The organism is Mycobacterium sp. (assembly GCF_032161845.1).
GTDB lineage: Bacteria > Actinomycetota > Actinomycetes > Mycobacteriales > Mycobacteriaceae > Mycobacterium.
Genome location: NZ_JAVRQA010000194.1, coordinates 1 through 11,052, shown reverse-complemented (window position 1 = coordinate 11,052; position 11,052 = coordinate 1). Strand labels below are relative to the sequence as shown.

At 65.8% G+C, this 11,052-nt stretch carries 10 protein-coding genes, 1 tRNA gene and 1 pseudogene; 4 read left to right on the top strand and 8 right to left on the bottom strand.

Annotation, left to right across the window (positions count from 1 at the left end):
- Both QOD90_RS11355 and QOD90_RS11350 read right to left on the bottom strand, forming a co-directional pair.
- Positions 1–351 (bottom strand): annotated as a pseudogene (locus tag QOD90_RS11355) (branched-chain amino acid ABC transporter substrate-binding protein); the annotation flags it as partial.
- A gap of 177 nt (positions 352–528) precedes the next feature.
- Entirely contained in the window at positions 529–1,137 is a 609-nt protein-coding gene (locus QOD90_RS11350; RefSeq protein ID WP_526349648.1) for a two-component system response regulator PdtaR, read from the bottom strand.
- Between the two features lie 95 nt (positions 1,138–1,232).
- On the opposite strand from QOD90_RS11350, the gene QOD90_RS11345 reads away from it, so the two are divergent.
- Positions 1,233–1,306 (top strand) — tRNA-Leu (locus QOD90_RS11345).
- A gap of 43 nt (positions 1,307–1,349) precedes the next feature.
- Positions 1,350–2,636, top strand: coding sequence for an adenylate/guanylate cyclase domain-containing protein (locus QOD90_RS11340; protein WP_526349646.1), 1,287 nt, complete (start codon positions 1,350–1,352; stop codon positions 2,634–2,636).
- Here the strand turns inward: QOD90_RS11340 and QOD90_RS11335 are convergent.
- From QOD90_RS11335 to QOD90_RS11310, 6 genes are read right to left on the bottom strand one after another with little or no spacing between them, the layout of a single operon-like run.
- On the bottom strand, positions 2,633–4,372 hold the full coding sequence (locus QOD90_RS11335; RefSeq protein WP_526349644.1) for a DUF2339 domain-containing protein: 1,740 nt from the start codon (positions 4,370–4,372) through the stop codon (positions 2,633–2,635). The two genes, QOD90_RS11340 and QOD90_RS11335, sit on opposite strands and share 4 nt — an antisense overlap.
- 43 nt (positions 4,373–4,415) lie before the next feature.
- Entirely contained in the window at positions 4,416–5,042 is a 627-nt protein-coding gene (locus QOD90_RS11330; RefSeq protein ID WP_526349654.1) for a response regulator transcription factor, read from the bottom strand.
- Positions 5,042–6,175 (bottom strand): MacS family sensor histidine kinase, encoded by a 1,134-nt coding sequence (gene macS, locus QOD90_RS11325; RefSeq protein WP_526349642.1) that lies wholly within the window; start codon positions 6,173–6,175, stop codon positions 5,042–5,044. The genes QOD90_RS11330 and macS overlap by 1 nt, the downstream gene beginning before the upstream one ends.
- Before the next feature lie 7 nt (positions 6,176–6,182).
- Positions 6,183–6,935, bottom strand: a complete 753-nt coding sequence (locus tag QOD90_RS11320; protein ID WP_526349652.1) for an amino acid ABC transporter ATP-binding protein — start codon at positions 6,933–6,935, stop codon at positions 6,183–6,185.
- Positions 6,936–6,943: 8 nt separating this feature from the next.
- On the bottom strand, positions 6,944–7,882 hold the full coding sequence (locus tag QOD90_RS11315; protein ID WP_526349640.1) for an amino acid ABC transporter permease: 939 nt from the start codon (positions 7,880–7,882) through the stop codon (positions 6,944–6,946).
- A gap of 15 nt (positions 7,883–7,897) precedes the next feature.
- Positions 7,898–8,821: an ABC transporter substrate-binding protein gene (locus QOD90_RS11310; protein ID WP_526349638.1), complete on the bottom strand. Its 924-nt coding sequence runs from the start codon at positions 8,819–8,821 to the stop codon at positions 7,898–7,900.
- A 163-nt stretch (positions 8,822–8,984) separates the two neighbouring features.
- On the opposite strand from QOD90_RS11310, the gene QOD90_RS11305 reads away from it, so the two are divergent.
- Together QOD90_RS11305 and QOD90_RS11300 are read left to right on the top strand one after the other, a co-directional pair.
- On the top strand, positions 8,985–9,635 hold the full coding sequence (locus tag QOD90_RS11305; protein WP_526349650.1) for an HdeD family acid-resistance protein: 651 nt from the start codon (positions 8,985–8,987) through the stop codon (positions 9,633–9,635).
- A 77-nt stretch (positions 9,636–9,712) separates the two neighbouring features.
- Positions 9,713–11,052 (top strand): cytochrome ubiquinol oxidase subunit I (locus QOD90_RS11300; RefSeq protein ID WP_526349636.1); only part of this gene is annotated, 1,340 nt, incomplete at its 3' end.

Below are 11,052 nucleotides of genomic sequence, written 5' to 3'. Positions count from 1 at the left end.
CTGGCAACCCGGGTTCGCGGCGTTGTGCTTGTCGATGGCGAGTTGCACGCCGTTCTTGATGTTGATGCCCAGCGCGGCGTCGGGTCCGTTGAGGGCACCCGCCATCGCGATCGACACCGGCGGGCAGGTCGCCTTTCCGTCACCGGTGGGGTCCGCGGGCGCAGCACCCGAGGCCGCCTTGACTTCGGCGCCGTTCTCATCGATCTGCACTTGCTCGACGATCTTCAGATTCGACGACGACCCAGAGCCGCTGTCCCCTGCCGGCGCCGACTGATTGCAGCCAGCGATGCCCAAAACGAGCAAGCCGGTGCTTCCAAGAGCAAATGCACTACGTGCCATGCGACCGCGCACGTCTCACCTCCGTGTCAACGTTGTCATTGGCACCGACGACGCAGGTCACGTCGCCCGGAACGCCGATGCTTCGGGTAGAACATAGCCAACACATCGCGCCGGTGCGTGATGTTGACGAACGCGGACTGAGTGTCGCCTGTGTCATCGGGCGAAATCGCGCGTCAGGAAACCCAGTTGTTACGACTCGGGCCCGTCAAGAGTTTCGAGAACGACCTCGGCGACGCGCCTCATGGTGGTGCGCCGATCCATGGCCGCGCGCTGAATCCACTTGAACGCCTCTGGCTCCGACATCTTCTGCTTGGCCTGGAGCAAACCCTTTGCGCGCTCCACCAGCTTGCGGGTCTCGAGCCGGTCCGACAGCGACGCGACTTCCAATTCCAACGCCGAGATCTCGCCGAATCGACTGACCGCCAACTCGATCGCCGGAATCAGATCGGTGATCGAGAAGGGCTTCACCAGATACGCCATGGCGCCGGCGTCTCGGGCCTGCTCGACGAGCTCGCGCTGTGAGAACGCCGTCAGTATCAAGATCGGGGCGATGCGCTTCGTCGCGATCTCGGCGGCCGCATCGATGCCGTCGCGCCGAGGCATCTTCACGTCCATGATCACCAGGTCGGGTCGCAAGCTCTCGGCAAGTTCCACCGCCTCCTGGCCATCACCGGCCTCGCCGACCACCTCGTAGCCCTCCTCGCGCAGCATCTCTGCGAGATCCATCCGAATGAGAGCTTCGTCTTCGGCAATGAGCACACGGTGCGGCGTAGCGGCGTCCGTCGTTGACCCGGTCATGGACACATTGTCCCGTGAGTGGCGCAGATCAGCGACCGCGGGGCCGTGACGGGCCTTCGGGCCGATCCTCTATGGTGGGGAACCGCACCGCGAACGCCCTCGTATCCCAATTGGCAGAGGAAACGGATTCAAAACCCGTGCAGTGTGAGTTCGAGTCTCACCGAGGGCACATAACAGCTATTTCGCTGACCACCGCGAGCTACGCTCGGCCCGTGTCGGCCGTTGGGGGCAGTGGGGCGTTGAGCGGCTCCCGGTCGCCCGCCCGACGGTCCAACTGCCTTCCCACGGTTGCGATCGAGACCCACCTTCGCGGCCGCGTTCAACACCGGGCCGAGAGCACGGCACGCCAGATGCGCGTGCTTTCGGTGACGACGCGGATCGGTGCCGTCGTCAGCGTGTTCTTCGGTGTCCAGCAACTTCTGATCACCACGGACGGGCGATGGCTCGGCTACCTGAATCTCGTCAGCGCCGTGGTATTCCTACTGATCCCCCGCCTGTACCGATACGGCGACCTGCTTCCACCCGTCGTGTTCTACGTCGTGGCGTACGCGGTGATCACGGCCTCCACGACATACGTCGGGAGCGCGGGCGGCCTGCACTTCTACTTCCTCGTCGCGGCCGCCATCGCCGTGCTGGTACTCGGAATCGACCGCATCAGGTTGGCCTCGCTGATGGCCGTGATCGGCGCGGGTGCCGTGATCGCGCTCGAACTGCTCGTCCCCCACAACACCGGCACCCAGCCCGACTGGGCGTTCGAGATGGCCTTCGTCGTCAACACGATCGCCGCGTGGGTCCTGGTGGTGGCGACGGTCTGGTACGCGCTACGCGAGACGGCTCGCGCCGAGGCGGCGATGGAGTCCGAGTACCGACGGTCCGAGTCGCTGCTCGCCAACATCCTTCCCGCGTCGATCGCCGAGCGACTGAAGGATCCGGCCCGCCGAATCATCGCCGACAAGTACGAGGATGCGTCCATCCTGTTCGCCGACATCGCCGGCTATACCGAGCGCGCGAGTGACACCGCACCGGCCGACCTGGTGCGCTTCCTGGACGCGCTGTACACCGATCTCGATGCCCTCGTCGACCACCACGGCCTCGAGAAGGTCAAGACGAGCGGCGACTCGTACATGGTGGTCAGCGGTGTCCCAGAACCGCGCCCAGACCATCTCGAAGCCCTTGCCTGCCTGGCTCTGGACATGGCCGAGGCGGTGTCGGGCCTCGTCGACGCCAGGGGACGCGCGGTTCCCCTTCGCATCGGCCTAGCCAGCGGTCCCGTCGTGGCCGGCGTCGTCGGGGCCCGCAAGTTCTTCTACGACGTGTGGGGCGACGCCGTCAACGTCGCGTCGCGGATGGAGTCGACGGACGTCGAGGGCCGCATCCAGGTGCCCAACGAGGTCTACGAGCGGTTGAACGGTGAGTTCACCTTCGAGGAGCGCGGCGAGATCGACGTCAAGGGCAAGGGCCTCATGCGGACCTGGTATCTCGTCAGCCGACGCCCCTAGGCCTGCTGCTCACGATCGTCCTGCTGTGCCAGCAGTCGCGCATAGCCGGCTCCCATCCACAGCAGCGCCAGACCCACCACGATGAAGACCACGACGCGGAAGATGCCGTCCAGCGTTCCGAGGTCGAACAGAAACAGCTTGGCCATGGCGGCCGCCACCAGTGCCATGCCACCACCGATCGGCAGCGAGCGCTGCGACCGCGAAACCCTCGCGGCGTAGCGGAATACTGCTGCCGCCAACGTAATCCAGCAAATCGTCGCCGCCACGTGCCCGGCGAAGAATCCCTGGACCTCGCCGCCGAGCAGCACGCCGGCCGTCACGGCGAACATGGTGATTCCGTAGAGCGCGACCACCGCGGCGGTGGCCCACGACCAGTCCGCGGGCCAGGACCACGCGATCGCGACGGCGCACGCCACTACCAGGAGGCTGGCGATGAGCGTCGACACGGCGATCGGCGTGGTCAGTGTGGTTGCCGCGACCAAATCGGTCAGCGGAGCGTAGCCGAGATAGAAGGACCCACCCACGACGCCGAACCCGAGCGCACACCAGCGTGCGACCCGACTGCGTCGACCCGCGACCGCCACGACCACGGCCATCGCCAGAAGCACCGGCCCGGCGACCGGGCCGTCGAATGCGACCGTCACCGCGATGAGCGCGGACACGGCGGCCAGGGCACCCCAGATCGTCCGAACGCTGGCGGTGACCATCGTCAGGCGACCGGCGGCCACCACGATCCCCAGCAGCAGCGCCGACAACACCGCAGCCATCAGCGCGGCGGCGGTTCTTTCGACGGCGATCGACGCCGCCAGCACTGGCGCGGTTCCTGCCGCGCTCAGCACTGCCATCGCGGCCGAATTGCTGCTGTGCGGCAACAGGATCAGAGCGCTACCGATCGCGAGCGCAGCCGCCAGCGAGCAGGCGACCGCAAGGAGGGGCGACCGCGTGGAGTCGAAGCTCACCACCGCCAGCGCGACGAGCAGCGGCAGCGTGCTCACCGCCACGCGAGCCGCGTGCATGCCGATCCAGTCCCTGCCCAGCTGGATGGGCACCGACGCAGCGCTCAGCGCCAGCATGAAGCCGACCAGTAGCAGGGTGACTCCGTCGGCGACGACGGGCGCCAGACCGATCATCGGGACCAGCACGAGCAGGCCTAGATGCTCGGAGTCCCAACGGCGCGACAACATCAGGCCCGCGACGGCGACGGCCGCCGCGATCAGCAGACCGACGGGCGCCGACACCCAGTGGTAGATCGTGGTCACGGCGATGACGTCGATGTAGGCGGCCGCAATACCCGTGGCGGCCAAGGCAATCGCGCCGACCCGACCACCCGGCCGATTGACGAGTCGCGCCGCCACCCCCACCAGTACCGCCGCCAGGGCGGCACCGGCGAACACCCGGAACTCGGGACGCAGGATGCCGGCCTGGGCCGCGAGGACGAGTAGGAGTGCCACCCCGACCAATGTGACGGCGACCCCCGCCACCGCGAGGGCCTTGCCGATCCAGCCGTCCGAACGCGGCGCAACCGGCGAGACCGGTTGAGCAACCGGCTGAGCAACCGGCGGCGCAAGCGGCTGTGCCACCGGGGGTGGTTGCCAGTATGGGGCGGCTGGCGCCGGTCGCTCGGCCACGATCCGCTCGAGCTGACGCAAGTCGACCGATGCGCGCGCCAGATACGCGGCGATGGCGGCGAAGTCGGACGACAACCTGGCGATGATGGCCTGATCCGGTTCGGTCATGGCGCCATCGTGGCATCATCCGCGGACGATGGGATGAGTATTACTACCCGTCGAGGCCGTGTTCGATCGCGTAGCGCGCCAACTCGACGCGGTTGGCCACCTGCAACTTTCGAAACGTTGCCTGTACGTGGTTCTCCACCGTGCGATGGCTCAGGGACAGCTGCTCGGCGATCTGCCTGGCCGTCAGACCCTTGGCGACGTACCTCAGTATCTCCGTCTCGCGCTCGGTCAGACTCGGGACCGAATCGCTGGCCGGCGAGCGCGCGATGCGCCGGTACTCACCGAGGACCAGCCCCGCAAGACCTGGCGTGAAGACGGCACGGCCCTCGCCGGTGGCCCGAACCGCCTCCGCGAGTTCACCCTTCGACGCGCTCTTGACCAGATAGCCCGTCGCTCCGGCCTTTACCGCGTCCAGCACGTCGTCGCGTTCGTCCGACGCCGAGAGCACCAGGATGCGCGAGGCGGGCGACACTATCAGGACCTCGGCGGTGGCGCCTGCGCCGTTGCCATCCGACAGGCGCATGTCCATCACCACCACATCGGGTTTGACCACCGCGGCGCGGCGCCGGGCCGAACCGACGCCGTCCGCCGTGGCGACGACGGTGAACCCCTCCTCGGCGAGGTCACGGGCGACCGCGTCGCGCCAGATGGGATGGTCGTCGACGACCATTACGGTGAACGTGGAATGGTCAGTTCCCACTCCGTCCCCCTTCCTGGTCCCGTGTTCAAGCGTGCGGACCCGCCGAGCCAATTCATCCGTCCGACAATCGATTTCGAAATACCAACCCGACCCTCGCCGGCGGCTTCCTCGATGCGGCCGGCAGCGATCCCCGGCCCGTCGTCGCGAACGCTGACCACGATCGAGTCTTCCAGGTCCTCGACAAGCACGTAGGCACGGGCGTCCGCGCCTGCGTGCGCGACGACGTTGTCCAGCGCATTCCCGACCGCCGCGACGACTTCCGCGGCCACGTCTGCGGACAGCATGACCGGATCCGGGGGCAGGCTGACCGACACCCGATCGGAGGCGCGACCGCGCAACATCGGAACCAGGTCGGCCTCGGCCCCCTCCGGCACCCGCGCGCCCGCGTCGCTGACCCATCGCCTCAGCGCGCGCTCCTGTTCAGCCGCCAACTCTGCGAGCTCCGTTGTCGGACCGCCGATCTCACGTCCGCGCCGAGCGACCAGAGCCAGCACCTGGAGCGCGCCGTCGTGAACTTCCCTGGACAGCCGTTCCCGCTCCTCCAATGACGCCGCCAGTCGAGCCGCCCTCTGCAGCTCGGTGTGTGCGCGCCGGGCGGTCTGCGCCGCCATGCCGATCGCCAGGCCGACGGCGAGTTCGATCACGACGGTGGCGTTGCGTCCGACGTCGATGCTGACATAGCCCTTGAGCACCGCACTGGACGCCGTCACCAACAGCCCGGTCACCATGCCACCGATCGGGCCGAGCAGGATCGCCGCCGAGATCGTTGCGTTCGTGGCCCACAACGTCGTCGGCCAGGACTGGTTGTCCAGTGCCCATTGATTGGAGGCGACGATCTTCGTGGACAGCATCAAAGCTACGACCACCACGACCTCGGTGCCCACCCAGGCGATTCGCCTGCCGTAGCCGTGAAGGTAGGCCGCTGCGCAGGCGACGCTCCACGAGATCAGGACCGCGAACAGCGCCCACCCGATGGCGTGGCGCTCGAGGCTGTCGTTGATCGCGATCTGGAAGCCCAGCGCGTAGAGACAACTCAGCAGTCGGAAGACCTGCGCCGCCCGCCAGAGTGGGGTGGCTGGATCGGGTTTCGGTGCCGCCGGCATGCCCCTACTACATCACCTTGGACAGGAAGGCCTTCGTGCGTTCTTGTTGCGGGTTGCTCAGAACCTCACGCGGGTTGCCGCTTTCGACGATCACGCCGGCATCCATGAACACCAACTGGTCGGCGACCTCGCGAGCGAAGCCCATTTCGTGGGTGACGACCACCATCGTCATCCCCTCACTGGCGAGCTTCTTCATCACGCCGAGCACCTCACCGACGAGCTCGGGATCGAGCGCGGAGGTGGGCTCGTCGAACAGCATCAGCTTGGGATCCATCGCCAACGCGCGCGCGATCGCGACCCGCTGCTGCTGACCGCCGGACAGTTGGGCCGGATAGGCAGTTGCCTTCTCCGCCATCCCGACCTGTTCCAGCAGGTCCTTCGCCCGCGCGATCGCGACCGCCTTCTTGACGCCCTTGACCTGAATGGGTGCCTCGATGATGTTGGCCAGCGCCGTGCGGTGTGGGAACAGGTTGAAGTGCTGAAACACCATGCCAATGTCGCGGCGCTGCCTGGCTGCTTCCCGAGGGGGCATCTCGTAGAGCTTGTCGCCCCGCTCCCGGTAACCGATCAGGTCGCCGTCGACGTGCAATCGGCCGCCGTTGACCTGCTCGAGGTGATTGATGCAGCGCAGGAACGTCGACTTGCCGGATCCGGAGGGACCCACCAGGACCAACACCTGGCCTCGCCCGATCTCCAAGGTGACCCCCTTGAGGACCTTGAGAGCGCCGAAGTTCTTGCAGACGCCCTCGGCCTTGACCATCGGCGTTGTCATGTGTGGCCAGCCTCTCCGAGGGTCTGCGCGTCGGCGAGTGCTCCGAGCTGTTTGGCGGTGAGCTTGCGGGAGGCCCCCCTGGAGAAGTATCGCTCCAGGTAGAACTGACCGACCATCAGGATGCTGGTGATGAGCAGGTACCACGCGGCCGCCACCAGCAGCAGAGGGATCGGCTGGAAGAGCACCGCCGAGATGTCGCGCTGACGCCCGAACAGATCGAAGGTGAAGGGTACTGCGGCCACCAGCGACGTCGTCTTGAGCTGGCCGATGAACTCGTTGCCGGTCGGCGGGATGATCACCCGCATCGCCTGCGGTAATACCGTGCGCCGCATGGTCATCAGCCAGGACATGCCCAGTGCGGTGGAGGCCTCCGACTGCCCTTCGGGTACCGAGCTGATGCCGGCGCGGATGATCTCCGCGAGGTAGGCCGCCTCGTTCAAGCCCAACCCGATGACTGCCAGGAGAAAGTACAGCGACAGGTTCTGGATGTTGAAGGTGAAGAAGGTCGGCCCGAAGGGGATGCCCAGCTGAATGTTCCTGTAGATGGTGGGAAACAAGCCCCAGAACACCAGCTGCACGTAGACCGGGGTGCCTCGGAAGATCCATAGATACACCCAGGACACCGAGCGGAACACGGGGTTGGGTGACAGTCGCATCACCGCCAGGAGCACGGCCAGCACGATCGCCAGGATCATCGACAGCACGGTCAACTCGAGGGTTACCACCATCCCCGAGACGATCCGTTCGTCGAGGATGTACTTGCCGAAGGTGCCCCAGCCGTACGCCTCATTGGTCGCCGCGCCGTACAGGAACAGCGCGACGAGGATGACGATGACGATCGCAGTCACCCACCGCCACGGATGCCGCATCGGGACGGCATCGATGGTGGCGGGAGAGCCCGTTGGCTCCAATTGGCTGCGAACGTCAACGCTCATGGTCTATTCCGGCGATCAGCTGGTCGCGCCGTTGATGACCGGCTTGTCGATCATGCCTTCCTGGACACCCCAGTTCGACGCGATCGTCTTGTAGTCGCCCGACGTGATGAGGTGCTCGAGTGCCTTCTGCAAAGACGCCGCGAGCGGGGATCCCTTCGCGACCGGCCAGCCGTAGGGGGCCGAGTCGAAGATCTCGCCTGCCTGCTCGAGCTTGCCGTTGCTCTGCTTGATCGCATAGGAGGTCACCGGGGAGTCCGCCGACATCGCGTCGGCCTGGCCGAGGATGACGGCATTGGTGGCCTGGTCCTGGCCGTCGAACTTCACGATGTCGATCGCCGGCTTGCCTGCGTCGGTGCAGGCCTTGCTCTTGGCGGGCAATTCGTCGACTTCCTGCGTCGTCGTGGCCTGCACCGCGACCTTCTTGCCGCACGCGTTCGCGGGGTCGATGGTCGAACCCTTCGGCTTGGCCCACAGCGAGCCCGCCGAGAAGTAGGTGACGAAGTCGACGGTCTGCTCGCGCTCCTTGGTGTCGGTGAACGAGGACATTCCGACGTTGAAGGTGCCGCCCTGGATCGACGGAATGATCTTGGAGAAGTCCGCCTCGCGGTACTCGGCCGTCAACCCGAGGGTGGAGGCGATGGCGTTCATCAGGTCGACGTCGAAGCCGATGATCTTGCCGCTCGGATCCTTGAACTCGTTTGGCGTGTAGGGCACGTTGACGCCGACGATCAACTTGCCAGAGGACTTGATGTCCTCGGGAACGGTGTTCGCGATGTCGTCGACCTTCGCTGCCTTGGCGGCCGTGGTCTCCGTCGTCGGCCCCGTGGTGTCGGTGTTCTTGGTACACCCCGACAGGACCAGCGCACCCGACACGGCAATCACCGCAGCACCGCGCCACCAGCGTGAGCTCGCTCGGCGGTCTTGAATTCCAGCTATCACCTTGTCACTTCTTTCTGCATCGGGTCGCCTTCATTCATCACGGGCGACGACGTCAGGAACACTAGCGGGATGGACGCGCCGTAGTAGGTGAAACTTAACGCTGGTCGTCGATCTGCGCTGTACGAAACGGCAACGCGGTGAATCAAGGCGTGGCAAAAGCTTGCTGTGCGACACTTCGGGAATGACCACCCCCACTGTCCCAAGTCTGTTGCCGCACCTGTGGAAATCAGCCGCCGTATCGGGTCTGCTGGCGATCGTCCTTGGTGTCGCCATCGTCGCGTGGCCAGGGATCTCGATTGCGATCGCCGCCATCTTCTTCGGCGCAGGCCTGCTGCTGACCGGAATTCAACAGGTCTTCTTCGCCTTCAGCCTCGACGTGTCCGCCGGCGGACGGGTGCTGCTCTTCATCAGCGGCGCCGCGTCGCTCATCCTCGCGATCATGGCCTTCCGTCATCTTTACGACGCAGTGTTGTTGCTGGCCATCTGGATTGGGGTCGGCTTCATCTTCCGCGGTGTTGCGACGACGGTGTCCGCGATCAGCGATCCGACGCTTCCTGGTCGAGGCTGGAACGTCTTCGTCGGCGTCATCAGCCTGGTTGCCGGTGTCGTCGTGCTGGCCTCGCCGTTCGACTCGATCGGCACCCTGGCGTTCGTCGTCGGCATCTGGCTGATCGTGATCGGCGTGATGGAGGTCGTCTCGGCGGTCGCCATTCGCCGGACGACCCGCCAGGTGCACTCAGGTCTCCAAACCGGAGCGCCAGTGCACGAGTCCATCGATCCCACGCCGGAGAAGTCCGAGGAAGCCAGCAGCTAGACCATCCTGGGCTGTCGCCGACTTATCTACTACACTATGTCGTAGATACTGCCGGCAGCCCCGGGGAGATGGTGTGAATGGACGCGCTCGACGTATCACGGTGGCAATTCGGGATCACGACGGTCTACCACTTCATCTTCGTGCCGTTGACCATCGGACTCGCTCCGCTGATCGCCGTCATGCAGACCGCATGGGTGATCACCGGCAACACCGCCTGGTACCGCCTGACCAAGTTCTTCGGCAAGTTGTTCCTGATCAACTTCGCCCTCGGGGTGGCGACCGGCATCGTGCAGGAGTTCCAGTTCGGGATGAACTGGAGTGAGTACTCCCGGTTCGTCGGCGACGTCTTCGGCGCTCCGCTGGCGATGGAGGGCCTGGTCGCCTTCTTCTTCGAGTCGACGTTCATCGGGCTGTGGATCTTCGGCTGGACCCGCCTGCCCCGACTGGTCCATCTGGCATGCATCTGGATCGTCGCGGTCGCCGTCAACGCCTCGGCGTTCTTCATCATCGCCGCCAACTCGTGGATGCAGCACCCGGTGGGCGCCCGCTACAACCCGCAGACCGGGCGAGCCGAGCTGACGAGCATCGTTGCCCTCTTCACGAACAACACTGCCACGGCGGCCTTCTCGCATGCCGTCTTCGGGGCCTTCCTGACGGCGGGAACGTTCGTCGCCGGCGTCTGCGCGTGGTGGCTGGTGCGCTCCAGCGGCAGTGCCGGTGCACACGACGAAGAGGCCCGCACCATGTACCGGCCCGCCACGATCCTCGGCTGTCTGGTGACGCTCATTGCGGCGGGTGGGTTGGCTCTGACCGGCGACGCCCAGGGCAAGCTGATGTTCCAGCAGCAGCCGATGAAGATGGCCTCGGCGGAATCGTTGTGCCACACCGAGACCGATCCCGACTTCTCCATTCTCACCGTCGGCACCCACAACAACTGCGATGCCGTCAACCACCTCATCGAGGTGCCCTACGTCCTTCCGTTCCTTGCCGAAGGGCGGTTCGACGGGGTGACGTTGGAGGGCGTCAAGGATCTCCAGGAGAAGTACCAGGCCAAGTACGGAGCCGGCGACTACCGGCCCAATCTCTTCGTCACCTACTGGTCCTTCCGCGCGATGATCGGATTGCTCGCCGTACCGGTGCTTTTCGCGATGGCGGCCCTGTGGTTGACCCGCCGCGGGCGCCTCCCCCACCAACGCTGGTTCAGTTGGCTAGCACTGCTGACGCTTCCGACGCCGTTCCTGGCCAACAGCGCGGGCTGGGTGTTCACCGAGATGGGCAGGCAGCCGTGGGTGGTTGCGCCGAACCCGACCGGCGATCAGATGATCCGGCTCAACGTCGCCGACGGCGTCTCGCACCACTCCGCGGGCATGGTGCTGACCTCACTGATCGTCTTCACCGCGCTCTACGCCGCGCTCGC